Source organism: Microtetraspora malaysiensis, assembly GCF_001528665.1.
GTDB lineage: Bacteria > Actinomycetota > Actinomycetes > Streptosporangiales > Streptosporangiaceae > Microtetraspora_A > Microtetraspora_A malaysiensis.
On record NZ_BBYJ01000006.1, the window covers coordinates 504603 to 527884 of the forward strand.

Consider the following 23282-nt stretch of genomic DNA (forward strand, 5'->3'; position numbering starts at 1 on the left):
TCCGGCCGGGCGGCCGGACCGCGAGACACCTCATTTGACGGTGATCTTGTCCACCTCCACGGTGACGCCGCGTACCTGCGGGGTCGAGGTCGCCGTCGTCACCTCGCCGGTGCCGGCGGACGAGCCCGTGACCGTGAACGAGTAGGTCAGGGCCCCGCCGGGCGCGCCCGGCGTGCTGGTGATCCGGTAGTCGCTGGTGGGCGCGCCGGTGATCTGGCCGCCCGCCGTGCCGTCGGCGTTCTCCGCGCCGACGGTCAGGCCGTAGTCGTCACCCGGGTAGGGCGGACGCGCGGCCGGGTTGTAGGCGAAGCTGATGTCCTCGGTGCCGTTGACCCCGATCCACTGCTGGAAGACCCGTACGGCGCTGTCCCCGTACAGGCGGACCTGCCACTCGATGACCAGCCAGCGGTGGACGCCGTCCGTCAGCGTCCCCGCGTACACGCCCGGCGCCCCGCGGCCGTCCAGGTCGGTCCAGTACGGCGCGAGCACGTTGTTGGGCGGGGTCGGGTCGGGCAGCGTCTGCGGAGCGTACGCGATGTCCGCCGAACCGGTCGTGCCGCCCGCGACGGTGTAGCCGTTCGAGACGACCCCGATCCGCGTGTACGTCTTGCCGGCGTAGACGAAGGCCGGGACGGTGAAGTTGATCGCCTCCTCGTCGCCGATCGGCGTCGGCGTGAGGCCGAGGCTCGCCAGCGGGAGCCAGCCGCCCGCCGGGTTGGCCCCCGGAGCGATGCCCGGCCGGTCGGGCTGCCGCCCCGCGAGGGTGGTCTTCGCCGTGACGACGCGGTTCCCGGTCAGGGTCGCGCCGGTGGCCCCTGTGACCTTCAGCTTCGTGCTGAGCGTGCTGACCGCGGTGACCTCGGTGTTCTGCAGGGTGTTGTTCTGTACGGACACGGTGCAGGTGGAGACGCCGGTGTTCTTCACGATCGTGTCGGGCGCGCAGGTCTGGTCGATCGGCACCGCGCCCTGCTGACGGTAGAACGCGACCGGCAGGTGCTGCGCCCGGTCGCCGTTGACCTGCTTGAGGTCCACCTGGCCGAAGTACTGCCCCTCGGGCAGGTCCGGCGCGGCGATGACGATGGTGATCGTGGCGCTCTTGCCGGGCTTGACGTTGAACACCGACGGGGACACCGTGATGCTCGCCCCGCTGACCGTGCTGCCGCTCGCGCGGTAGACGACCGTCTTGTTCGTCGTGTTGACGAGCGTGCGCTTCGCGGTGATCACACCGGGCATGATCGGCGCGTTCACCGAGGGCAGGTTGAGGTCGATCCGGCCCATCGGGTCGGTCGCCGAGGCCGCGTAGTTGGCCGCGGTCTCGTCAAGGGTCAGCCCGGTGTCGGCGGCCTTGGACAGGTCGACCCGGCCGCCGCCGTAGTCGAACGGGTCGGCGGGCGTGGTCCGGTCCTGCTTGGTGACCTTCGTCGTGGCCGTCGTCTCCAGCGCCGACTTGATCTGGCCGGGCGTCCAGCCCGGGTGCAGGGCCGCCATCAGCGCCCCGGCGCCCGCCACGTGCGGCGACGACATCGATGTGCCGGCGATGACCTGGTACAGGTTGCCGGGCGGACCTTCAAGCTCTGATTCCGGTGTCGGGGTGTTGCCGGCGAGGATGTGCAGGCCGGGCGCGGTCACGTCCGGCTTGAGGAAGTCGCCGCCGGGGCCGCGCGAGGAGAACGTGGTCATGGCGTCGCCCTGCCACGTCGCCTTCTCGCCCTGCGTGAAGGTCGCCGTCGCGCCCGCGTGGGCGGCGACGAAGGCGAGCAGCGCGTCGGTCTCCGGCTTGTCGATGTGAACGGTGGGCACCCAGTGGTTGTCCGTCATCACGTCGAGCGGCGAGGAGTTGTAAAGGATCATCCCCGCGGCGCCGCCCTTCTTGACCGCGGCGCCCTTGAGCACCCGGTTCGGCCCCCGCTCACAGGCGACGATCTTTCCGGTGAACAGCCCGGCCGGAGGCGTCCGCACGCACAGCGCGTCGCTGTACGGCGGGGCCGAGGCGAGCACGATCGGCAGCGGCGTCCCCGCGCCCGACGTGATCGACGCGCCCTTGATCGTGGCGGTCGCGCCGTCGCCGGCGAGGGTGATCGTCGACTGGAAGGTGCGCGACTGGGTCGAGGCGGCCACCGTCGTGACCCACGGGCTGCGGTGGTCGGTCGTGTTCGCGCCCGGGCCGGAGTTCCCGGCCGAGGCGGACACGAAGACGCCCGCCGCGTACGCGTCGAGGAACGCCAGCTCGACCGCGTCGCTGTAGGGGTCCGACCCGCCGGAGATCGAGAAGTTGATCACGCGGACGCCGTCCGCGATCGCCTGGGCCACCGCGGCCGCGGAGTCGGACTGGTAGCAGCCCTCGGCGCCGCACACCTTGTACGCCGCGACGTGGGCGGCGGGCGCCACACCGTGGATCGCGCCGCGGTCGATGCCGAGCGGGTCCGCGTGCTCGACCGGGCCGCCGGCCGAGGTGGTGGCGGTGTGCGTCCCGTGGCCGTTGGAGTCACGGGCGCTGTCGGGGTAGACCTCGCCGCCCACCTGCGCGTTGTACGTCGCGAGGAAGGGCTGGCCGGAGATCAGCTTGTTGTTGCAGACGAAGACGTCCGCTGTCGGGGTCAGCGGGTTGTCCCCGAAGGAGCAGGTACGCGGGGTGCCGTCGGCCTTGGGCGGGGGAGCGGGCAGGTTGCCCGGGTCGGCGAACGACGGGTGCTCGGGCCAGACGCCCGAGTCGAGGATGCCGACGATCACGCCCTTGCCGGACGATTTCGTCCCGCCGAGCCGGTTGTATATCGCGTCGGCGCCCATGAACGAGGCGCTGGAGTCGGTGAGCGGCTGCTCCAGCCTGTCCTGCTGCACCGCCGCGACCCCGGGGAGCTTCACCAGCTCGGCGGCCTTCTCGCCGGGCAGGGTGAGGGCCACGCCGCCGTACACAGTGCGGAGCCGCTGGCCCACCTTGGCGTCGGGGATCTTCTTGGACAGCTCGCCGAGGAAGGCGTTCTCGACCTCCTCGATGTGCTTGCCGTACTTGGCCGCGTCGGCGCTCTTGAGATCGAGGGACTTTCCGGTGACCGACGGGCTGGTGCCGGGCAGGCCCGGCAGGTCACCCTGGTACGCGGCGAGCGAGTCGTAGTCCAGCTTCACGACGACGCTCACCGGCGCCGACGAGCGCGACGTCAGCAGTTGCGCGTCGCTCTTGGCCAGCCGCCCGCTCGGCGACTTGGCCCCCTGGACGTGATCACCCGCGGTGAGCGCGGTGGCCGACCAGGATCCGGTGGGGTCGGGGGTGGGATCCGCCGTCGCGGACGCCGCGGGAACCGTGGCCGCGACGAGTGTGAGACCGCTCGCGACGGCGGCCAGGCGTAAGTAGGTGGACGAAGTCTTCCTTGGCACGAACACCTCCCATGAGGGCGCTGCGCTGATCGCCGCCCGTGAGGTGGGTGTCGTGCACCGCCGCCCTGAACGCGCGGGAAGGCGCACGACCCTCCCCCTCGGGCGACAAGCGGCCAGCCGCCCCGCAAGGCGGCTGGGCCTGACTGGGAGTCTAACTAGAGATCAAAAATAGGTATAGATCACTATTTATGCCGACTTTATGTGGCTCCTTGGGTGGAAGTTGCCAAGTCGTACACTCGATCTCGTGAAGCTCAAACTTGATCTCCATGACATCTACAACAACAGCCGCGAGATCGACCGGGCGCTGCACGGAGTGATCCAGGAGGCGGTACGGATCAAGGCGACACAGGTAGAGATCATCCCCGGAAAGGGATCGGGCCAGCTCAAGAAGAAGGTGCTGCGGTTCCTGGAGCAGAAAGAGATCAAGGCGCTCTATCACCGCATCGACAAGGACGCGAAGAACCACGGCCGGCTGTTCGTGTACTTCCAGTGGAAATGAGCGCACGAGGCGTCTACCAGGCGTAACCCTTGCCTCGGCGGGCTCGGCGGGCTCGGCGGGCTCGGGGGTACGGTGCCCGGCCGCCGCGCGGTCGGCTGATCCGCGCCAGGTCCGCCCCAGGTCCGCGCCGAGGGGACCGCCCGGGTCCCGGCTGTCCACGACGGGGCCTGGCGGGGCCCGGCGGGAGCCCCGCGTCCGGGACGCCAGGCCAGCCCGGTCAGCTCGGTCAGCTCGCAGCGGGGATCGGCGATATTGCTCACCGTGCGGGCGTCTTGCCATACTCGGCCGTGCCGAGGGGGCGGCCTTTCCTTTACGCGAAAGGCGGAGAGACGGATGAGCGAGCAACCGACAGGTCGGTCGGACGGTCCGGACAGCGGTCCGCCTCCTGCCTGGGGTCAGCAGCCGGGACCTGCCCAGCCCATCTGGGGACAGCAGCCGGGCCAGCCGGGTCCTGCCCAGCCCGCCTGGGGTCAACAGCCGGGCCAGCCGGGGCCTGCCCAGCCCGCCTGGGGGCCGCCACCGGCGGCGAGGCCGAAAAGCGGCCTGTCCAGGGGCTGCCTGATCGCGCTCGCGGTGGCCGGAGTCATCGCGGTCCTGGTTATCGGTGGCGCCGTCGCCGGTGGCCTGTTCTTGGCGAAGAAGGTCAACGACGTCGCGGGTCAGGGGTCGCCCGGATCCGACAAGCTGCCGCAGACGATCGACGGTCTCAAACTCAGCAAGGGTGGCGTGACCGGGTTCGCGTGCAGCCTCGGAGGGGGCGCCATGAACGACGTTTCCGGGGACGGCAAGATCGGTTCGTACTGCTACGTCGCGGAGGAGGGCAGTGGGTTCGCCATGGCCCTCGCGGGCAAGGGCGAGGCCTTCGACATCACCGGGTCCTCGATGCTCTCCGCCGCCGGTGGTGGGGCAGAGCCGAAGAACGTCAACGGCGCCCAGTGCGCCCGTGGCACGGATGCCGCGACGGTCTGCGTCGCGAGCAAGGGGGACGTCTCGGCCCTCGTCGTGACCTCGGGTGACGTCGGTGAGGACACCGCGGCCAAGATCGCGGTGGTTGTCGCCGAGAAGGTCGGCTGAGCCGGCTCCACGCCGAATGTGCCCGGCCGGTGACCGCGCGGAGGCATGGTCCGCCCGTTGAAACCGCTCGCGGCGGGGGCCGGTAGGCCCGGGGTCACAGCTTTCGGAAGGAACGGGCCTCGGCCGCGGCGGCGAGCACGCCCTCAAGCGAGGCGCCGCCCGCGGCCGCGACCGCCGCCGAGATGGCCCCCTCGACGAACGGCACGTCCGCGATCACCACGGAACCGGGGCTCTCCAGGAGCCGCGCGGTCAGCACCGAGCTGCCGAGATCCGGGATCAGGACCACGCCGTCCCCCTGGTCCACCTCGTCGACGGCCGCCGCGACCTTGTCCACGCTCGTGCCGACCCCGCCGTCGTCCGCGCCTCCCGCCGCCGCCACCGGCACGTCCACGCCGCAGACGCTCCTGGCCAGCTCGGCCGCCTCCGAGGCCAGACCGTGGCTGTGTGAAATGAGAACGATGCCCACCATCGCAGTCTCCTGTGCGCTCCTTCCGCGTTCCCGTGGGTCTGCCCCACGGTCGTGCTCTCCCGTTCAGGGGCGGCTCTTCGGGCGCGGCGAGCGGCGGGCCGCGACGGCCCTGAGCGCGCCGACGATGAGCGCCGTCGAAGCCGCCCCCGGGTCCTCGTGCCCGGTGCTGCGTGCCCCGAGATAGCTGGCCCGCCCCTTGCGCGCCACGAGCGGGACCGTCGCCTTCGCGCCCTCCTCGGCCGCCGCCGCGGCCGCCGCGAACGCCACCTCCGGATCGCCGCCCCCGCCCACGCCGCGCGCCATCGCCCGCGCGGCCGGGGCCAGCGCGTCCACCATCGTCTTGTCGCCCTCCTCCGCGCCGCCCAGCCTGCGTACGCCCGCGACCCCCGCCTCCAACGCGGACGCGAGATCGGCGGCCGACACGTCGGCGGCGTCGCCGAGCGCCTTGCCCATCTCACGGAAGGCGGTGCCGTACAGGGGGCCGGAGGCTCCGCCGACCTTGCGGATCAGCGTGGACCCGGCTAGGACGAGCACGCCGCCCGGCGTATCCGGCGGGCGGGCGGCCAGCGCCTCGGCGACGGCGGCGAAGCCCCGGTCGAGGTTGGTCCCGTGGTCGGCGTCGCCGATGGCGGCGTCCAGCCGGGTGAGATGGTCGCGACCGGCCCGTACGGCGGCCGTGATCTCCTCCATCCAGATGACGAAGAACCGCGTGTCCAAGGGGGACTCCTGAGGGTCGGGTGTCGGTCAGCGGCCCCAGCGCAGCGCCGGTGTCTCCACCGGAGCGTCCCACAGCCGGGTGAGCTCGTCGGTCAGCGCGCACGTGGTCACCGAGAAGCCCTGCATGTCGAGGCTGGTGACGTGGTTGCCGACCAGGCGGCGCGCGGCGGTCGCGCCCCTCTCCTCCAGGTATGCGGCCACCTCGGCGAAGACGATGTACAGCTCCATGAGCGGCGTGCCGCCCATCCCGTTGACCATGACCAGGGTCTCACCGGAGAGCGGGAGGTCATCGTCGATCGCGTCCATCGCGATGCGGACGAGCTCGCGCGCCTCCCGGAGCGCGGCGCGGGTGCGGCCCGGCTCGCCGTGGATGCCGATGCCCAGCTCGATCTCCGTCTCGCCCAGCTCGAACGTGGGCCTCCCGGCGGCGGGGGTGGTGCAGGCGCTCAGCGCGACGCCGAAGGAGCGGCTGCGGTCGTTCACCTCCCTGCCGGCTCGGGCCACCTCGGCCAGCGGGGCCCCGGCCTCCGCCAGCGCACCGGCGATCTTCTCCACGAAGACGGCGGCGCCGGTGCCCCTGCGGCCGGCCGTGTAGAGCGAGTCCCGCACGGCCACGTCGTCGTCGACCAGGACCCGGGTCACCTCCACGCCCTCGTCGCCGCTGAGCTCGGCCGCCATCTCGAAGTTGAGCACGTCGCCGGTGTAGTTCTTCACGATGTGCAGCACGCCGGCGCCGCCGTCCACGCCGGTCGTCGCCCGGACGATCTGGTCGGGGACAGGCGAGGTGAAGATCTCGCCGGGACAGGCGGCGTCGAGCATGCCGTATCCGACGTAGCCGCCGTGCAGCGGCTCGTGGCCCGAGCCGCCTCCGGAGACTAGTCCGACCTTGCCCGGCCGGGGCGCGTCCCCCCTGAAGATGATTTTGTGCTCGACGTCCACCTTGAGCGAGGGGTGCGCCGCCGCGACGCCCCGCAAGGCGTCGGTGACCACGGAGCCGACATCGTTGATGAGCTTCTTCATGTCGCCGTCCTCGTGTGGGGGGCCGTCTCCTTTACGCCTGCCCGGTCGCGCGGGACGGCACGCCTCGATTTCCCGGCGCAAGGCGACCGCGATGCATCTCAGCCCGCGGTTCCGTCGCGTGCCGGCTGGCCGAGAGGGCAGTCCGCGCGCGACCAATGCCGTATGAACCGCTCCGCGGAGCGGCAGGCGTCGGCGAACGCGGGGTGATCGCGATCCGGCCGGCCGGAATGGCGGTGATCGCATTGCGGAATGTCCGCTGTTTCGTGATCGGGCAACTCCGGCGTCCAATCGACTTGGCGTGGCCGTGCGGCACGCCCTCCGGCACCAGGTCGTTAACCGGGGCGCGCTTTCGGTCGATGAGGCCCGAAGCTGAGTTAACGGATGATCGGCAAGACCTTGCCAATGGGATGATCTGTTTGTCAACCTTTGGAGCAAAGGCGCGCAACATGTTCGATGCGCGCCGATGTCATGCTGGAGGCACCCTGTGTCGCGCCCCACGTACGGGCAGAAACTCGTCCGGCTGCGTGAGACGAAATTGAAGGAGGGCGGCAGGCCCTACAGCCTTCAGGAGATCTCCGCCGGCATTCGTGCGGCGTCGCGCGGCGAGGTGACGCTCAGCGCCGCCTCGCTCTCCAAGATCGAGAGGGATGTCACCGAGGAGCCGTCTCTCCGCCATCTCACCGCGATTGCGAAGTTCTTCGGCGTTCCGGTGACCTACTTCGTGGACGACGTGGCCGGCGAGCAGATGTACGAGTCCATGGCGGCGTTGATCGCCTTCCGCAACAGCAAGGTCCGTGACATCGCCGCGCACATGGCGACGCTGCCCGAAGAGAGCCTGGACGGCTTCCTGACGCTCGTCCGGGCCGCTCGGCAGGCGCTCGGCGTCGCGTCCCCGCCGGACCAGGACGGTCAGGGCCGCCCGTGACACGCGGCCCACGTCCGCACCGGGACGCCGTCGGCGAGTTCGCCGACCTGCGCGACGACATGCCCGCGGCGGGATACTTCGCCGTGTTCGAAGGGGTGCTCGGGGTCGCCGCCGTCGAACTCGCGATGATGAGCCTGCGCTACCGGCGCCGGGTCAGGCCGAGCGCGTTCCGGACCGGGATCAGCCTCGTCGGCACGGCCGCCGCGGTCAGCCTGGTCAACGTCGGCTACAACCTCGTGTACCTGGTCGGCATCATGATCGACTCGGCGCGCTTCGGGGAGCCGGCCGTGCCACCGGACCGGGGACGGGTGCGGCTCCGCGGCGGCGGGACCGTCGCGGAGGAGATCGCGATACTGTCCGGGGTCAGCCGCGCGCTGGCGTCCTCGTCCCTGGTACGCCGCAGCGCCCTGGCGAGCGACGGAGGAACGCGGTGACGATGGCTGCGAAGGCGGCGCGGCCTCGCGCCGGCGAGTCCCGGTTCGCCCGGCTCGTCACCGAGGTCCTCAGCCCCTTCCACGTGGTGATCCCGCTTCCCGCGGTGGTGGGCTGGCACCAGTCCCATCCGGCCGCCACCGGGCTCCTGTGGGGCCTCTTCGCCGCCGTGTCGGGCGGCGTCCTGCCGTACGCGCTGGTGCTGTGGCGCGTCGCGCGCGGGCAGGCGAACGACCGGCACATCACCCGCCGTGAGCAGCGGCTGGTCCCCCTTGCGCTCAGCATCGCGCTGGTGCTCGGCGGCATCCTCGTGCTGGTGCTGGCGGGTGCGCCCAACACCGTCCTGGCGGTGCAGATCGCGCTGCTCGGCATGGGCGTGGTCATGCTGCCGATCACCCGGGTATGGAAGATCTCCTTCCACGCGGCCGCCGTGGCGGGAGCCGTGTCCATCCTCACGGCGGAGTTCGGCGCGTGGGCGTGGGCCTGCTGGCCGCTCGTGGCCCTGGTCGGCTGGTCGCGGATCGTCCTGCGCGACCACACGCCCGCGCAGGTCGCCGCGGGCGCGGTCGCCGGGACGGCCGTCTGCTGGCCCGTCTACGCCCTGATCGGCTGATCCGCGGCCTCCGTACGGACCGGGCGGAAGCGCGGATGATCTGGCGCGCACGACGGCGGGTGTAGGAGGATTCTGGAGATCTGCGACGGATGGGAGGCGGGCGCATGTCAGTGGTGCGGGATCTCGTGGAGGGCATCGGAGGCGTGGAGGTCGAGCACGTCACCGCCCGGGAGGCCGAGCACGGCCCGCTGCCCGGCGGCGGCCCCGGCAGCCCGGCCCGCGTCGTCGCCCCGGTGGCGCGGTGAACGTCGCCGAGGCCGTGGGCGCGGTCCTCGCCTCGCTCGGAGTCGACACCGCCTTCGGTGTCGTCGGCAGCGGCAACTTCCACGTGACCAACGCGCTCGCCGAGCACGGCGTGCGCTTCGTGGCCGCCCGCCACGAGGGCGGCGCGGCCACCATGGCCGACGCGTACGCGCGGATGAGCGGCTCCCTGGCGGTGCTCAGCGTCCACCAGGGGCCGGGCCTCACGAACGCGCTGACCGGCATCGCCGAGGCGGCCAAGAGCCGCACCCCGCTGCTGGTGCTGGCCGGGGAGGCGACCGCGCCGCGGTCGAACTTCCGCATCGACCAGCCGGGGCTGGTGTCGGCCGTGGGCGCCCTCGCCGCCCGGGTCGACTCGGCCGAGAGCGTCGTCGAGGACACGGTCCTGGCCTTCCTCACCGCGCTGCTCGGCCGCCGCGCCGTCCTGCTCAACCTTCCCCTCGACGTGCAGGGCGCGGTCCTGCCCGACGACGTCGCCCAGGCCGTACGGGAGCTGCGGTCGAGCCGGATCGCCGACGCGGGGGAGCAGGGGAGCCGGGCCTGGGCCGCCGTCCGCGACCTGCGGGACCGCGCGTGGCGCGACCTCGGGGACGGAGGAGGCGAGCCGTCCGACCCGGTGTCCTCCGACCTCGCGGAGCCGGCGGCGACGGGGCCGGCCCCGGCCGACTCCGTGAGCGAGCTGATCCGCCTGATCGCCGCCGCGCGGCGCCCGGTCTTCGTCGCCGGGCGGGGAGCGCGCGGCGCGAGCCGGGACATCGAGGTGCTCGCCGACCGGTCCGGCGCGCTGCTCGCCACGTCGGCGGTCGCGCGCGGGCTGTTCCGGGGCAGCCGGTGGGACCTGGACGTGAGCGGCGGCTTCGCCTCTCCGCTGGCGGCCGAGCTGATCCGCGGCGCCGACCTGGTCGTGGCCTGGGGCTGCGGGCTCAACGTGTGGACCACCCGGCACGGTTCGCTGATCGGCCCGGACGCGACCGTCGTCCAGGTCGACATCGATCCGGACGCGCTCGGCGCGCACCGGCCGGTCGATCTCGGCGTGATCGGCGACGCGGCGGAGACCGCGCGGGCCGTGACCGAGGCCCTCGGCGCGCCCCGCGACGGGTACCGAAGCCCCGAGCTGGCCGTCCGGGTCGCGCAGGAGATCCGCTGGCGGGACGTTCCGTACCAGGACGAGAGCGGGGGCGGGCGCATCGACCCGCGGACGCTCACGATCGAGCTGGACGACCTGCTGCCGGCCGAGCGGATCGTCTCCGTGGACTCCGGAAATTTCATGGGATATCCGACGATGTTCTTGTCGGTGCCGGACGCGAACGGCTTCTGCTTCACCCAGGCGTTCCAGTCGATCGGCCTCGGCCTGGCCACCGCGATCGGTGCCGCGCTCGCCCGCCCGGACCGCCTGCCGGTGGCCGCGCTGGGCGACGGCGGAGCCCTGATGGGCGTCGCCGAGCTGGAGACCGTGGTACGGCTCGGCCTGCCGATGATCGTCGTGGTCTACGACGACGAGGGATACGGCGCGGAGGTCCACCACTTCGGCCCGGAGGGGCATCCGCTGGACACCGTCACCTTCCCGGCCGCCGACATCGCGGCCATCGCCAGGGGTTTCGGCTGCCAGACGGTGACCGTACGCGAGCGGGCCGATCTGGCGGGGGTCGCCGAATGGCTGAAGGGACCGCGCGAGGCGCCCCTGGTGGTCCACGCGAAGGTGACCCGCGACCGGGGCGCGTGGTGGCTGGAGGAGGCGTTCCGCGCACACTGAACTGGACGGCCCCGCCCCCGGCGGGCGGGGCCCTCGTGAGGGGCCGGATCAGGAGGTTACGGTCGCGTAGGTTACCGTTCGGTCATGGCTGAGATCGTGTATCCCCCGGTGATCCGGACCGCGCTCGTGGTCTTCAAGGCGCTGGATCTCAGGATCCGCATCGAGGGCGCCGAACGCGTGCCCACAACCGGCGGCGCGGTGCTGGCCAGTAACCACGTGAGCTACCTCGACTTCATCTTCGCCGGACTGGCCGCCTGGCCCTCGCGGCGGCTCGTCCGGTTTATGGCGAAGAAGGAGGTCTTCGCCAACCCGGTGGCCGGGCCGCTGATGCGCGGGATGCACCACATCTCGGTGGACCGTTCCGCCGGGGCGGGCGCCTTCGGCGCGGCGGTGCGAGCGCTGAAGGACGGCGAGATCGTCGGCAACTTCGCCGAGGCCACGATCAGCCGGTCGTTCACGATCAAGGACATCAAGAACGGCCCGGTCCGGATGGCGGCCGACGCGGGCGTCCCGCTGATCCCGGTCGCCGTGTGGGGCCCGCACCGGCTCTGGACCAAGGGCCGCCCGCGCAGGCTGCTCCAGCGGCACGTACCCGTCACGATCCTGGTCGGCGAGCCGATGCGCCCAGAGCCGCGCACACCGCTCGCCGACACCACGGCGGAGCTGCGGCAGCGGATGTCAGAGCTGCTCGACCGGGCCCAGCGGACCTACCCCGAGATCCCGCCGGGCGTCTGGTGGCAGCCCGCCCACCTCGGCGGCACCGCCCCCACCCCCGAGGAGGCCGCCGCCCTCGACACCTCCGCCAGGGCCCGCCGCGTGGAGCCCGACACGGGCGTCTAGCGTGCCTCGGCCGGGGCGGCCACTTCGCTCGTTCCGCTCCCTCGATCCCGGGTGAACGCCGGCGGACAGCACATGAGGCGGGCGGACCCCCGGGCGGCCGGTGAGGGCCGCCCGAGGGTCCGCGGATCCGGTGGGTACCGGGTATGGGGTCAGCGGCCGTCGCCGACCACGACCCTGGCCTTGTTGTAGTTCTTGCCGTTGCCGTCCGGCTTGTAGTTCTTCTCGGTGTTGCCGGCGATGTCTACGGCGAACCAGTGCACCTCGGTGGTCGTGCCGACGGTGATCTGCTGCGCCCCCTCACGCATCCCGGCCGCCGTCAGCTTCGGCGAGGAGAGAGTGGGCCGGCTGCCGTCCAGCGTGTAGTAGATGTTGGCCGGCTCGTCCACGGCGAACGTGAACGAGGTCGAGTCGGCGCCCTTCCCGATGATCTTCAGCTCGGACGACGGCTGCTTGTGGTCGTTCGCGTACCCGCGGGCGACCTCGAGGATGGCGACCTGCCCGGAGGAGAACTCCATCGCCTCCTCATGGCCCTCGCCGAACGCCGGCTGGAAGCCCACGGCCTGGAACCGCTTGGTCGCCGGGTCGTAGACGTCCGCGCCGACCTCGAAGTCCCAGCCGATGATGCCCCGGTTGTACCAGTGCTCGTCGGCGCTGTTCCCGGCCGCCGAGTAGAGGACGTCCGGGACCGGCCCGGTGCGTCCCGGCCAGATCGCGGTGCCGCGCCAGGTCTGCACGGCCGAGAGGATGTGGCTGGAGGCGTTCCAGAAGAAGTTCTCGGTGCCGTAGTCCACCCGCGGCAGCAGCTCACGCCCGGCCGTCTTGTACGCCCCCGGAGGCCACATGAAGTAGCCGCCGTAGGAGTGCGTGTTCATCGCGAACTTGATGTTCTGGAACTTCTGGGTCAGCCACACCTCGTTCTTCGCCTCGGATTCGGACAGCTCGGCCGGACCGGCGAAGGTCTCGCCGGTGCAGGTCGTCGAGGCGCCGCTGTACCCGTCGAAGATCGACCCGACCGAGAAGTTCCGGTTCAGGTCCACACCCCAGGAGTTCCGCGAGGCCGGGTCCGCGGAGTTGGCCTGGCAGTAGTTGATCATGTTCTTGCGCTGCATGTTGTAGTCGTAGAACGAGTAGTGCGCGCCGTCGGGGTTGACCGTCGGCAGGATGAAGATGTCGAGGTCGTCCACCAGCTTCTTGGTGTCGGAGTCCCCGGCGTAGTTGCGCAGCAGCCGCTCCGCGGTCTCCACACAGGTCAGCGGGGTCACCCACTCGCGCGCGTGCTCCTGGCAGTAGAGGAACACGCCGGTCTTCGCCCCGTCCCGCTGCTTGCCGATGCGCAGCGCCTTCATCTGGAACGGCTCCCGCGAGACGGAGGCGGGCGCCTTCAGGTTGTCGGTCAGCCGCGTCGCCGGTGCGGCGGCCACCAGGCCCGTGCCCGCGTTGCCCCGGTACGTCGCGGCGCTCACGAGCGCGGACGCGGCCGCGTCGCCATTGATCGCGTCCACGACCTGTTTGGCCGTGCTGGACACCGCTCCCGCGGCGTCCGTGGCCAGGTTGACCACGATGTCCTTGCCCGTGACGGAGACGCCGAGCGGGGAGGAGGCGGCCTGCGGCTTCGCCAGCGCGACGCTGACGTCGTTGCCGCCTTCGTGCCCGTACGCCTTGGAACTGGCGTACAGCGTGCTCGCCGCGACCGTGCCGAACTGCGCCTGCGCGGCCCGGCGGTACCCGTTCGTCTTGTACGGCAGGTCCACGATCTCCGCGAGCTTGGGGAACTCGCGGGCCAGGGAGGTGATCCGGTCGGTGACCTCGGTCGGGTCCATGTAGTGGTCGACGAAGTCCGCGACGTAGTGCTTGCCCGGTGGCTTGCGCGGCTGCCCCAGCCACTTGGTCACCGGAACCGTGACGGAGCCGCCGCGGTTGCTGGTGATCGTGGCCGTCGTCGGCGCCTGCGTGATCGACAGGGGAGTACTGAAGCGGTGGTACATGTACTCCCCGGCGTCGGTGAACCGCGACATCGTGGCGGAGCCGCCGGAGTCGGGTGCGGTGCCGGGGCCGCTGTCCCAGGTGACGGTGAGCACGGTTTGCGCGTCGGTGGCGCTCGACTTCACCTCGACGGACAGGAAGCGCTGGTCGTCCAGGCTGGTGAACCACTCGGCGCGCAGCGGGGACAGCGTGTCGGTCTCGGCCGTCGCCGCGGCCGCCGACCGCAGCGCCTCGGTCCGCTCGGCCAGGTTCTCGGTGTTGTCGGTCTGGTCGGATATCACGCCCTGGACGTCGAAGCCCTCGTCGCGCAGGCGGCGTGCCTCGTCGGGGCTGAGCACGGCGTGGATCTCGATGCCGTTGTCCAGGGGCTTCTTGTACTCGGCGAGGTCCACGCCCATCGCGTTCAGCCGGTCCACGTCCGCCTGGTCGGGGACGACGATCCGCATCAGCGCGACGCCGTTCTGGGCGGTGGTGGACTGGCGGTCCGGGACGATCTCGCCAGGGGAGGGGGAGGGTTCGGCGAGCGCCGGGAGCGCGCTCAGGGTGAGTGCCAGGGGCAGAGCGAGCGCGACCGCGACGCGGCGCGCCCTCCTGCGGTCCAGAGGACTCCTCATCAGAGACTCCTTCTCCGGCGTGCTCCGTCCGGGTAGGGGGTCAGCCCGGCGGGCGCACGCGAGTGGAAGAAGTCTCGATCGGCGACATATTGCAGTCAACACCCTGATATCACCGTGTTATATCGCTTTTGCTGTTATGAGCTGATATTCAGGATTTTGAGGGATAAATCGCCCTAATTGGCAGAAATTCGGATGCGCTGTGGCGTGGCCCACTACGCTGGCCGTTTCGGGGGCTGTTCCGGCCGCGCGGGACAGGACGGCGCGGACATCGGGGACGCCCGGGAGAGGAAGGACGGCGATGCCCGCCGAACGCCACGCGGCCGTGCGCGGACTGCGCCTCGCATACCTCGACTTCGGCGGGCCGGGAGAGCCGGTGCTCGCGCTGCACGGCCACTTCGGGCGGGCTCGCATGTTCGCGCCGCTCGCCGCCGCCCTCGCCCCCGGCCACCACGTGATCGCCCTGGAGCAGCGCGGCCACGGCCACAGCGAGCGGGACGGCGACTTCACACCCGACGCCTACGTCGCCGACGCCGCCGCGTTCCTGCGCGACCTCGGCCTCGGCCCGGTGACCGTGCTCGGCCACTCCATGGGCGGCGTCGTCGCCTTCCGGCTCGCCGCCCGGCACCCGGACCTGGTCCGCGCGCTCGTCGTCGAAGAGGGAGGCGCGCTCAACCGGCCGCCGGACGCCCCGAACCCCGTCCTGGACGTGAGCGGCTGGCCCCGGCGCGCGGCCACGCTCACCGGGCTGCGCCGGGAGGTCGAGTCGCGGGGCATCCCCGACGCGAGCTACTTCCTGGAGAGCGCCGCCGAGCACCCCGACGGCTGGGGCTTCCTCTTCGACCCCGCCGACATGATGGAGTCCCAGCGGGCGCTGATCGGCGACTGGTGGCCCGACTGGCTCGCCTCCACCTGCCCGGCCCTGCTCGTCCACGGGCGGGACAGCTTCGTCATGCCCACCGCCATGGCCGTCGAGATGGCCGAGCGCCGCCCCGGCACCGTGCTGCGCGAGTTCCCCGGCTGCGGCCACTGGGTCCACGACGACGACCCCGACGGCTTCGCCGACGCCGTCCGGGAGTTCCTCGCCGCACTGTGACGGATGCGCCCGGATCGGACATCGGGTGGCGAAATTCCGTTTTCCCCCGAATTGGAGGCATCCCATGTGGCAGCGGATCGACCCTGGAGCGGCGGGCTTCGCCCCCGATCTCGCCGAGCGGCTCGACGCCCTCATCGAGGAGGGCCGGGCGCCGGGCCTGCACGGCGTCGTGGTCGCCAGGCGCGGCCGCCTCGTCCTGGAGCGCTACGGCAGGGGCGAGGACTACGCCTGGAACACGTCGCTCGGCGTGGTGGACTTCGGCCCCGAGACCCGCCACGACATCCGCTCGGTCACCAAGAGCGTCGTCGGCCTGCTGTACGGCGTCGCCCTCTCCGCGGGCCTGGTCCCGGAGCCGGGCGAACCGATCCTGCGGCACTTCCCCGAGCATGCCGACCTCGCCGCCGACCCCGGGCGGGCGGCGCTCACCGTCGAGCACGCCATGACGATGACCCTCGGCCTCGAATGGGACGAGAGCGCACCGTACACCGGGCCGGAGAACTCCGAGATCGCCATGGAGATGGCCGAGGACCGTTACCGGTTCGTCCTGGAATGTCCGATCGTCGAGGAGCCGGGGAAGCGGTGGTCCTACAGCGGCGGCGCGGCCGCCCTCGTCGGCGGGCTCATCGCCCGCGGCGTCGGCCGTCCGCTGGAGGAGTTCGCCCGCGACGCGCTCTTCGCGCCGCTCGGCATCACGTCCTTCGAGTGGATGGCGGGGGAGGACGGCGTGGCGTCGGCCGCCTCCGGGCTGCGGCTCGCCCCGCGCGACCTCGCCCGGATCGGCCAGGCCGTGCTCGACGCGGAGGTGATCCCCGCCTCCTGGATCGCGGACATGCTGCGGCCGCGCGTGCCCACCTGGGACGGGTTCTCCTACGGCTACCTGTGGCATGTGGGGCCCGACCGTCCGGAGGAGCCGTCCCTCCGGCGCGCCATGGCCGTGGGGAACGGCGGCCAGCGGCTCTTCCTCTTCCCCGATCTCGACCTCGTCGTGGCCGTCACCGCGGGCATGTACAACGGGGGCGAGCAGGACGCGGCGGCCCGAGCCGTCCTGGACGAGGTGCTCCTGCCGTCCCTGACCTCCTGACACCCGATCCGGCGGTCCTTTGATCTGCCGGCCAGGTGGGGTGTCGGTCAGGAGAGGAAGTCGACGACGGCGTCCAGCCAGGCGCGAGGCTGATCGATATGGGCCATGTGCCCGGCCTCGTCGATCAGCACGACCCGCGCGGCGGGCAGCGAGGCGGCGGCCTCGACGGCCAGGGCCGCCGGGAAGGTCATGTCCTGCCGGCCCTGCAGCAGCAGTACGGGGGTCCCGGTGGCGGCGAGCCGCCGTACCGCGTCGTTGGGCCGCGCGGTGGGCAGCGTGCCGGCCTGCCAGGGACGCATCCACTCCGCGGAGAAACGGACGGCCTCCAGGCGCTCCAGATAGCCGGGCAGCGCCTCCGCGCGCCAGACGTTCGCGCGTGCCCCGGCGAACGCCGCCGCGCGGGTCAACTCCGGACCGGACAGCGTCGGATCGGACCACACACGGGCCTCGTCCGCGCGCCGTTCCTCGCGCTCCCGCCAGCCCGCGAACGCGTCGGGAGGCACGGGGAGGACGCTGCTGGACGCGATCACCATCCGCCGAACCCGGTGCGGCGCGGCCAGCGCCAGCCGCTGGGCGAGCAGGCCGCCGTAGGAGAAGCCGAGCACGTCGACGCGGGAGGCGCCCAGCGCGTCCAGCAGGGCGACGAGGTCGCCGACGGCGGCGTCGGGCGTGTACTGGTCGTCCGGCAGGTCGCGGCTGGAGCGTCCGCAGCCGCGCAGGTCCGGCAGGACCACCCGATGCCGGCCGGAGAGCTCGCCGAGAGGGACGCGCAAGTAGCTGTGGTCCCAGTCGGGGCCCCCGTGGATCACGAGCAACGTGCGCTCGGCGGGCCCGGCCGTCCGCGCGACGAACAGCTCGACACGGGGCTGCGCGGAGACGGAGACCATGATCTCGCTGAACATCCGGTCAGTATCCCGGTGGCTCCCCGCCGCGACAAACGCCGCTACCCGGGCGTTCCGCTCGTCCGACGACATGATCCGCAGGGCGCACGGTGTATGTTCCGCGAAGACGGCGTGAGTTCCGCGAGGTACGCCTCATGCCCCTGGTCGCCGACGCCTGCGTGTCTCCTGCGCACCCCTGCGTGCGGTCCTGCCTGCGTGCGGTCCTGCAACGCCTGCGTGCGGTCGTGCACACGCCTGCGTTCCGTCCTGTGCACGCCTGCACAGGCGTGTTCCCGACTTCGGCGGCGGTGCGGAAGCCCGATGGGGCCGCGAGAATTCCGGCATGGAACAGAAGTTGAGCCGCCGGGAAGCCTCGGATGCGGTCAGCCACCTGGGATGGCGTTATCTGCTCGGCACTTTGCGCACGTCGGTCCCGGTCGGGTCGCTGGCTCGGGCGGTCGAGGTGGCCGCGAGCGCGGTCGAGGTGTGCGGTGACGACGCCGATCGGCACCTCCGCGTCGACCTCCGGCCAGACCGGGTCGTCCTCACCCTGCAGTCGCTGGACCTGGCGGGGCTGACCGCTCGCGACGTCGATCTCGCGCATCGGATCTCCGCCGCCATGCATGAGGGCGGACTACGGGCGGAACCCGAGATCGGCACGGGGGCATCGCGGTCGGTCCAGATCCTGGAGATCGCGATCGACGCGCTCGACATCGCGGCGATCCGGCCATTCTGGAAGGCGGTGCTGGGCTACGCCGATGAGGCGGGGGCAGACGGTCCCGAGGATCCGGTCATCGACCCGATCGGGCAGGGCCCGGCGATCTGGTTCCAGCAGATGGATCAGCCGCGCTCACAACGCAATCGCATCCATTTCGACATCTGCGTCCCGCACGACGAGGCTTCCCTGCGGATCGAGGCCGCGCTGGCCGCAGGTGGCCGACTCCTGTCCGCGTCCCGTGCCCCCGCCTTCTGGGTACTCGCCGACATCGAGGGCAACGAGGCCTGCGTGACGACCTGGCAGGGGCGCGACGGCTCATAGCCGTTCGTTGACAGCGGAGATGTGGCCGGGCATGCCACTCGCCGCGCCGGGCGCATGACGGGGGCATCCGGACGGGGCCGCCCGGGACGCGAGCGGCTGTGGTTCGACCTGGTGGTCCCAGCCGGAACGATCGCCGCTCATCGTGCCGGGGTCTGATCGGATGGTTACCGGCCAGGACAAACGCGGACGACCGCGGGGGCGAACGCCAGGGCCGGCGACCGCGGTCCCTTTGCCGGGACGTCCAGTGTCCTTGGGCATCGTGGGACGGCCCGGCCGTACGCGAATTGGTATGGTCGGCCGGTTCAGATCGGCTCGCCGCCGATGCCGCTATTCATGGGGACGGATTGCATGATCTTCATTACCGCCAAGTTCCGAGTGCTGCCGGAGCACGCCGACCGGTGGCCCGAGATCAGCGGTGATTTCACCCAGGCGACCCGCCAGGAGCCGGGCTGCCTGTGGTTCGACTGGTCGCGCAGCGTCGACGACCCGAACGAGTATGTCCTTGTTGAGGCGTTCCGCGACGACGCGGCCGGGGCCGCGCACGTTCAGTCGGAGCACTTCAGGGAGGCCCAGCGGACCCTGCCGCCGTACCTCGCTGAGACGCCCCGGATCGTCAACACCACGGTCCCGCAGAACGACTGGTCCCTCCTCGGCGAAATGGCCGTGCCGGAGCGGGGCTGACTCCCCGGCCCGGACGGCATCCGTCCGGGCCCGCCGTCCCTCATGTGAGGTCAATGTCTGTCCGCCTTACGGAGGCTTTGGAGTTCCAGGATTGTCGCGAGCGTCGAAACGAGGGCCGCCGGAGGATCATGGAGGTCGGCGAAGAGGCGGATATCCCTTACTGATCTCCCCGGGCTCGTTGAAGATCCGAGCGAGTACGTCTTGGTCGAGGTGTTCCATGACGACGCGGCCGAGCAGCGCATGCTGAGCTGGCGCCTTCGCTCTCAGCATGTGACGGTCTGGGTTTCTCGTTTCAGAGGATTATGAGATATGCATGCATGTTGCATGCTACTGTGCCTGCATGGGCACCATTCAGATTCGAGACGTCCCGGATGCGACCGAGCGGACGCTCAAGGCGCGGGCTGAGCGCGAGGGTAAGTCGCTGACCGCGTACGTGCGGGATCTTCTGAACGAAGAGGCCAGCAGCCCCACCCTGGACGAGGTGATGGACAAAATCGCCACCGACGAGCCGATCGCCTACGACCCTGACTTCGTCAGGGAGACCCTGCGAGAGGGGTGCCGGTGAGCCTGGTCGTCGACGCCTCGATCGTTTTCCGCCTGCTGGCGAACATCAAGGGTGACGACCTTCTCCGGCAGAGACTCGCCCGCAAGGTGCACGCGCCCGCGTTGATCGATGTGGAGATCGCCTCGGCCGTGCGCGGGCACGTGATCACGAGCAAGCCCGAGGTGCGTATCTCGGAGGCGCGTGCTCGGGTCATGCTGGAGCGCTATGCCGAGCTCAAAATCGTCCGGCATCCAATGGCGCCGCTGCAGACGCGCGTGTTGGAGCTCAGGAACAACGTCACCGCGTACGACGGCATGTATATCGCGCTCGCCGAGCTGCTCGGCGTGCCGCTGCTCACCAATGACGCCAAGTTCGCTGGTTCGACAGGGCATCGCGCGGAGATCCACCGTTATCCGCCTCCGTCGGTGTGAGGCCGCGACGCGGCTGACCTCCGGTTCCGCCGGGGGCGAGCACGTGGCGGCCTCCACCAGGTCGGCGCGCATCTCAGGGTCGGCGAGGGCGTCCAGGGTCTCCTGCAGGGACTCCCACTCGGCTACTGATAGGAGCATGGCATGCGGCTGCCCGCTCCGGGTCAGAGTGAAACGGTTGTGCTCCCTGGCGGCGCGGTCGGCCAGCTCGGTAAGCCGGTCCTGTGCTTCGCCGATCGGAATGAGCTCCATGGGCACAAGTTGTCTGCCGAGCCGAGGCCGGGAGCCCGTCGCCTGAATAAAACGAAGCGGGCCCGGATCTCGAGGTGAGATCCGGGCCCGCTTCGCTGGGGCCGCCTGCCGAGGGTGACAGCTCGCGAGGGTGATCCCTTCGCGGCGGGCTCGACGGTCAGCCCATGTGCGGATAGCGGTGGTCGGTCGGCGGGACGAAAGTCTCCTTGATCGTGCGGGCGTTCACCCAGCGGATCAGGTTGAAGATCGACCCGGCCTTGTCGTTGGTGCCGGAGGCGCGGGCGCCACCGAAGGGCTGCTGGCCGACGACCGCGCCGGTGGGCTTGTCGTTGACGTAGAAGTTGCCCGCCGCGAACCGCAGCCGCTCCGACGCCGACGCGATCGCGTACCGGTCCTGTGCGATGATCGAGCCGGTCAGCGCGTACGGAGAGACGCTCTCCATCTGGTCGAGCACCGAGTCGAACGCCGAGTCCTCGTAGACGTGGACCGCGAGGATCGGGCCGAAGTACTCCTTCACGAAGATCTCGTCCGTGGGGTCGGAGCACTCCAGGACGGTCGGCTTCACGAAATATCCGACCTCGTTGTCGTACGAGCCGGTGAGAACGTTGATCGCGTCAACCGACCTGGCCCGGTCGATCGCCTCGCGGTGCTTGGCGAAGGCGCGCGCGTCGATGACGGCGCCCATGAACGTGGACAGGTCGCCCGCCACGTCGCCGACGGTCAGCGACTCGGCGGTGGCGACGAAGTCGTCCCGCATCTTCGACCAGAGCGACCGCGGCACGTACGCGCGGGACGCGGCGGAGCACTTCTGGCCCTGGTATTCGAAGGCGCCCCGGATCAGCGCGGTGGACAGCACGCCCGGCGACGCCGACGGGTGCGCGAGGACGAAGTCCTTGCCTCCGGTCTCGCCGACCAGCCGCGGGTAGCCCCGGTAGCCCGTGATGTTCTCGCCGACGGTGCGCCAGAGGTGCTGGAACGTGCCGGTCGAGCCGGTGAAGTGGATGCCGGCGAGCGCCGGGTGGGTCAGCGCGGCCTCGGAGACCGCCGTGCCGTTGCCGGTGACCATGTTGATGACGCCCGGAGGAAGCCCGGCCGCCTCCAGCAGCCGCATCGTGAAGTGCGCCGCGAACTGCTGCGTCGGCGACGGCTTCCACACCACGACGTTGCCCATCAGGGCCGCGGACGTCGGCAGGTTTCCGGCGATGGCCGTGAAGTTGAACGGCGTGATCGCCAGGACGAAGCCCTCAAGCGGCCGGTACTCCAGCCGGTTCCACACACCCGGCGACGACACCGGCTGCTCGGCCAGGAGCTGCCGGGCGTACGCCACGTTGAACCGCAGGAAGTCGATCAGCTCGCACGCGGCGTCGATCTCGGCCTGCTGCGCCGACTTCGACTGGCCGAGGATCGTGGCGGCGTTGAGCGTGGCCCGCCAGGGGCCGCTCAGCAGGTCGGCGGCCTTCAGGAAGATCGCGGCCCGCTCGTCGAACGACAGCGCGCGCCAGGCCGGAGCCGCGGCGAGCGCCGAGTCGATCGCCGTCCGCACGTCGGAGGCGGTCGCCTCGGACGTCCGTCCCAGCAGGGAGGCGTGGTTGTGCGGCTGCACCACGTCGATGGCCGAGCCGCCGCCGAGCCGCTGCTCGCCGTCGATCGTCATCGTGAGCTCGAGCGGCGCGCCGCTCAGCTCCTTGATCCGGTCCTCCAGGGAGGCCCGCTCGGCGCTGCCCGGCGCGTAGCCGTACGTCGGCTCGTTGGCCGGAACCGGAACATTGCTGATCGCGTCCATCACTTACCCCTCAAAGACCGCAGGAAGAAGGCGACGTTGGCCGGGCGCTCCGCCAGGCGGCGCATGAAGTAGCCGTACCAGTCGTCGCCGTAGGGCACGTAGACCCGGACCGTGGCACCGGCGCCCGCGAGGGCCTCCTGCTTGTCCGTCCGGATCCCGTAGAGCATTTGGTACTCGTAGCTGTCCTGGCTCCGGCCGTACCGGTCGGCCAGCGTCTCGGTGATCGCGATGAGCCGGTCGTCGTGCGTGCCCACCATGGGATATCCCGTACCCGCCATCAGGATGCGCAGGCACCGCACGTACGCCCGGTCCACCTCGGCCTTGCTCTGGTGCGCGACCGACGCGGGCTCCCGGTAGGCGCCCTTGACCAGGCGCACTCGCGAGCCGGAGAGGTCGCGGCAGTCCTCCTCGCTGCGGAAGAGGTAGGCCTGGATCGCCACCCCGGTGTCGGGGAAGTCCTCCCGCAGGGCGCGCAGGATCGAGAGCGTGGAGTCGACCGTGGTGTGGTCCTCCATGTCGAGCGTGACGGTGGTCCCGCAGTCCCGGGCGGCCGCGCAGATGCGCCGCGCGTGCTCCAGCGCCAGCTGCTCGTCGAGCGCCTGCCCGACGGCCGACAGCTTCACCGACACCTCCGCGCGGCGGCCGAGGCCGAGCGGGGCGAGCGCGTCGAGCAGCGCGACGTACGCCTTGGCCGTGAGGGCGGCCGCCTCCGTGTCACGGATCTCCTCGCCGAGGTGATCGATCGTGACGGTCAGGCCGGCGTCGGTCAGGCGGCGTACGGCGGTGACCGCGTCGCCGGCGGACTCGCCGGCGACGAAGCGGTCGACGACGCGGCGGGTGGGCGGAAGAGCCGAGACGGCGCGCCGCGCCAGCGGATTCCGCGAAGCCGCGAGAAGCAGGGAACCGAGCATGGCTCAAGCGTAGATCC

At 71.2% G+C, this 23282-nt stretch carries 22 protein-coding genes and 1 pseudogene; 14 read left to right on the top strand and 9 right to left on the bottom strand.

Features of this window, described 5'->3' with window-relative positions; translation table 11 throughout:
• Window positions 1–30 precede the first annotated feature (30 nt).
• Entirely contained in the window at window positions 31–3372 is a 3342-nt protein-coding gene (locus AWQ71_RS07675; RefSeq protein ID WP_245658159.1) for a S8 family serine peptidase, read from the bottom strand.
• 244 nt (window positions 3373–3616) lie between these two features.
• Between AWQ71_RS07675 and AWQ71_RS07680 the strand changes: the two genes are divergently transcribed.
• Together AWQ71_RS07680 and AWQ71_RS07685 are read left to right on the top strand one after the other, a co-directional pair.
• Complete coding sequence (locus AWQ71_RS07680; protein ID WP_067128731.1) at window positions 3617–3871, top strand: Smr/MutS family protein; 255 nt, start codon at window positions 3617–3619, stop codon at window positions 3869–3871.
• Window positions 3872–4444: 573 nt separating this feature from the next.
• The gene (locus AWQ71_RS07685; protein ID WP_067128733.1) at window positions 4445–4945 is read left to right on the top strand and encodes a hypothetical protein; all 501 of its coding nucleotides are present in this window, start codon (window positions 4445–4447) and stop codon (window positions 4943–4945) included.
• Between the two features lie 94 nt (window positions 4946–5039).
• Here AWQ71_RS07685 and AWQ71_RS07690 read toward each other — a convergent pair whose 3' ends face one another.
• From AWQ71_RS07690 to dhaK, 3 genes are all read right to left on the bottom strand, one after another.
• The gene (locus tag AWQ71_RS07690; RefSeq protein WP_067128736.1) at window positions 5040–5414 is read right to left on the bottom strand and encodes a PTS-dependent dihydroxyacetone kinase phosphotransferase subunit DhaM; all 375 of its coding nucleotides are present in this window, start codon (window positions 5412–5414) and stop codon (window positions 5040–5042) included.
• A gap of 63 nt (window positions 5415–5477) precedes the next feature.
• Complete coding sequence (gene dhaL, locus AWQ71_RS07695) at window positions 5478–6131, bottom strand: dihydroxyacetone kinase subunit DhaL (RefSeq protein ID WP_245658160.1); 654 nt, start codon at window positions 6129–6131, stop codon at window positions 5478–5480.
• Between the two features lie 27 nt (window positions 6132–6158).
• The gene (gene dhaK, locus AWQ71_RS07700) at window positions 6159–7151 is read right to left on the bottom strand and encodes a dihydroxyacetone kinase subunit DhaK (protein WP_067128739.1); all 993 of its coding nucleotides are present in this window, start codon (window positions 7149–7151) and stop codon (window positions 6159–6161) included.
• 484 nt (window positions 7152–7635) lie between these two features.
• Here dhaK and AWQ71_RS07705 point away from each other — a divergent pair, with 484 nt between their 5' ends.
• From AWQ71_RS07705 to AWQ71_RS07725, 6 genes are all read left to right on the top strand, one after another.
• Window positions 7636–8076, top strand: coding sequence for a helix-turn-helix domain-containing protein (locus AWQ71_RS07705; RefSeq protein WP_067128742.1), 441 nt, complete (start codon window positions 7636–7638; stop codon window positions 8074–8076).
• Window positions 8073–8510, top strand: coding sequence for a hypothetical protein (locus AWQ71_RS07710; protein WP_067128745.1), 438 nt, complete (start codon window positions 8073–8075; stop codon window positions 8508–8510). Before AWQ71_RS07705 ends, AWQ71_RS07710 begins: the two co-directional genes overlap by 4 nt.
• The gene (locus AWQ71_RS07715) at window positions 8507–9121 is read left to right on the top strand and encodes a phosphatase PAP2 family protein (RefSeq protein ID WP_157570228.1); all 615 of its coding nucleotides are present in this window, start codon (window positions 8507–8509) and stop codon (window positions 9119–9121) included. Before AWQ71_RS07710 ends, AWQ71_RS07715 begins: the two co-directional genes overlap by 4 nt.
• A gap of 104 nt (window positions 9122–9225) precedes the next feature.
• Window positions 9226–9366, top strand: coding sequence for a hypothetical protein (locus AWQ71_RS41440; RefSeq protein WP_157570229.1), 141 nt, complete (start codon window positions 9226–9228; stop codon window positions 9364–9366).
• On the top strand, window positions 9363–11135 hold the full coding sequence (locus AWQ71_RS07720) for a thiamine pyrophosphate-binding protein (protein ID WP_067128751.1): 1773 nt from the start codon (window positions 9363–9365) through the stop codon (window positions 11133–11135). The genes AWQ71_RS41440 and AWQ71_RS07720 overlap by 4 nt, the downstream gene beginning before the upstream one ends.
• Before the next feature lie 84 nt (window positions 11136–11219).
• Window positions 11220–11975: a lysophospholipid acyltransferase family protein gene (locus AWQ71_RS07725; protein WP_067128754.1), complete on the top strand. Its 756-nt coding sequence runs from the start codon at window positions 11220–11222 to the stop codon at window positions 11973–11975.
• 149 nt (window positions 11976–12124) lie between these two features.
• On the opposite strand, the gene AWQ71_RS07730 is transcribed toward AWQ71_RS07725, so the two are convergent.
• Window positions 12125–14572 (bottom strand): M14 family metallopeptidase, encoded by a 2448-nt coding sequence (locus AWQ71_RS07730; RefSeq protein ID WP_067128757.1) that lies wholly within the window; start codon window positions 14570–14572, stop codon window positions 12125–12127.
• Between the two features lie 298 nt (window positions 14573–14870).
• Here AWQ71_RS07730 and AWQ71_RS07735 point away from each other — a divergent pair, with 298 nt between their 5' ends.
• Together AWQ71_RS07735 and AWQ71_RS07740 are read left to right on the top strand one after the other, a co-directional pair.
• Window positions 14871–15665 (top strand): alpha/beta fold hydrolase, encoded by a 795-nt coding sequence (locus AWQ71_RS07735; RefSeq protein ID WP_067128759.1) that lies wholly within the window; start codon window positions 14871–14873, stop codon window positions 15663–15665.
• Window positions 15666–15729: 64 nt separating this feature from the next.
• Window positions 15730–16746 (top strand): serine hydrolase domain-containing protein, encoded by a 1017-nt coding sequence (locus AWQ71_RS07740; RefSeq protein ID WP_067128762.1) that lies wholly within the window; start codon window positions 15730–15732, stop codon window positions 16744–16746.
• Between the two features lie 47 nt (window positions 16747–16793).
• Here the strand turns inward: AWQ71_RS07740 and AWQ71_RS07745 are convergent, their stop codons facing one another.
• Complete coding sequence (locus AWQ71_RS07745; protein WP_067128765.1) at window positions 16794–17648, bottom strand: alpha/beta fold hydrolase; 855 nt, start codon at window positions 17646–17648, stop codon at window positions 16794–16796.
• Between the two features lie 322 nt (window positions 17649–17970).
• Between AWQ71_RS07745 and AWQ71_RS07750 the strand changes: the two genes are divergently transcribed.
• The 4 genes from AWQ71_RS07750 to AWQ71_RS07765 all read left to right on the top strand — a co-directional run bounded on the left by AWQ71_RS07750 (window position 17971) and on the right by AWQ71_RS07765 (window position 20322).
• Entirely contained in the window at window positions 17971–18666 is a 696-nt protein-coding gene (locus tag AWQ71_RS07750) for a 4a-hydroxytetrahydrobiopterin dehydratase (protein WP_067128768.1), read from the top strand.
• 348 nt (window positions 18667–19014) lie between these two features.
• Window positions 19015–19347 (top strand): putative quinol monooxygenase, encoded by a 333-nt coding sequence (locus AWQ71_RS07755; RefSeq protein ID WP_067129076.1) that lies wholly within the window; start codon window positions 19015–19017, stop codon window positions 19345–19347.
• A gap of 340 nt (window positions 19348–19687) precedes the next feature.
• On the top strand, window positions 19688–19912 hold the full coding sequence (locus tag AWQ71_RS07760) for a FitA-like ribbon-helix-helix domain-containing protein (protein ID WP_067128771.1): 225 nt from the start codon (window positions 19688–19690) through the stop codon (window positions 19910–19912).
• The gene (locus tag AWQ71_RS07765) at window positions 19909–20322 is read left to right on the top strand and encodes a type II toxin-antitoxin system VapC family toxin (protein ID WP_084258690.1); all 414 of its coding nucleotides are present in this window, start codon (window positions 19909–19911) and stop codon (window positions 20320–20322) included. The genes AWQ71_RS07760 and AWQ71_RS07765 overlap by 4 nt, the downstream gene beginning before the upstream one ends.
• Before the next feature lie 60 nt (window positions 20323–20382).
• Here the strand turns inward: AWQ71_RS07765 and AWQ71_RS44600 are convergent.
• The 3 genes and pseudogenes from AWQ71_RS44600 to AWQ71_RS07775 form a co-directional block, all read right to left on the bottom strand.
• Window positions 20383–20571, bottom strand: a pseudogene (locus AWQ71_RS44600) (type II toxin-antitoxin system Phd/YefM family antitoxin); the annotation flags it as partial.
• A gap of 157 nt (window positions 20572–20728) precedes the next feature.
• Window positions 20729–22354 (bottom strand): L-glutamate gamma-semialdehyde dehydrogenase, encoded by a 1626-nt coding sequence (pruA, locus tag AWQ71_RS07770; RefSeq protein ID WP_067128777.1) that lies wholly within the window; start codon window positions 22352–22354, stop codon window positions 20729–20731.
• Entirely contained in the window at window positions 22354–23265 is a 912-nt protein-coding gene (locus tag AWQ71_RS07775; RefSeq protein ID WP_067128780.1) for a proline dehydrogenase family protein, read from the bottom strand. Before AWQ71_RS07775 ends, pruA begins: the two co-directional genes overlap by 1 nt.
• Window positions 23266–23282: the final 17 nt, after the last annotated feature.

Coding starts and splice junctions, on each gene's coding strand:
- AWQ71_RS07755 (WP_067129076.1), top strand. CDS start 19,015: ATGATCTTCATTACCGCCAAGTTCCGAGTGCTGCCGGAGCACGCCGAC.
- AWQ71_RS07735 (WP_067128759.1), top strand. CDS start 14,871: ATGCCCGCCGAACGCCACGCGGCCGTGCGCGGACTGCGCCTCGCATAC.
- AWQ71_RS07730 (WP_067128757.1), bottom strand. CDS start 14,572: ATGAGGAGTCCTCTGGACCGCAGGAGGGCGCGCCGCGTCGCGGTCGCG.
- AWQ71_RS07750 (WP_067128768.1), top strand. CDS start 17,971: ATGGAACAGAAGTTGAGCCGCCGGGAAGCCTCGGATGCGGTCAGCCAC.
- dhaK (WP_067128739.1), bottom strand. CDS start 7,151: ATGAAGAAGCTCATCAACGATGTCGGCTCCGTGGTCACCGACGCCTTG.
- AWQ71_RS07775 (WP_067128780.1), bottom strand. CDS start 23,265: ATGCTCGGTTCCCTGCTTCTCGCGGCTTCGCGGAATCCGCTGGCGCGG.
- AWQ71_RS07690 (WP_067128736.1), bottom strand. CDS start 5,414: ATGGTGGGCATCGTTCTCATTTCACACAGCCACGGTCTGGCCTCGGAG.
- AWQ71_RS07760 (WP_067128771.1), top strand. CDS start 19,688: ATGGGCACCATTCAGATTCGAGACGTCCCGGATGCGACCGAGCGGACG.
- AWQ71_RS41440 (WP_157570229.1), top strand. CDS start 9,226: ATGTCAGTGGTGCGGGATCTCGTGGAGGGCATCGGAGGCGTGGAGGTC.
- AWQ71_RS07725 (WP_067128754.1), top strand. CDS start 11,220: ATGGCTGAGATCGTGTATCCCCCGGTGATCCGGACCGCGCTCGTGGTC.
- AWQ71_RS07740 (WP_067128762.1), top strand. CDS start 15,730: ATGTGGCAGCGGATCGACCCTGGAGCGGCGGGCTTCGCCCCCGATCTC.
- pruA (WP_067128777.1), bottom strand. CDS start 22,354: ATGGACGCGATCAGCAATGTTCCGGTTCCGGCCAACGAGCCGACGTAC.
- AWQ71_RS07745 (WP_067128765.1), bottom strand. CDS start 17,648: ATGTTCAGCGAGATCATGGTCTCCGTCTCCGCGCAGCCCCGTGTCGAG.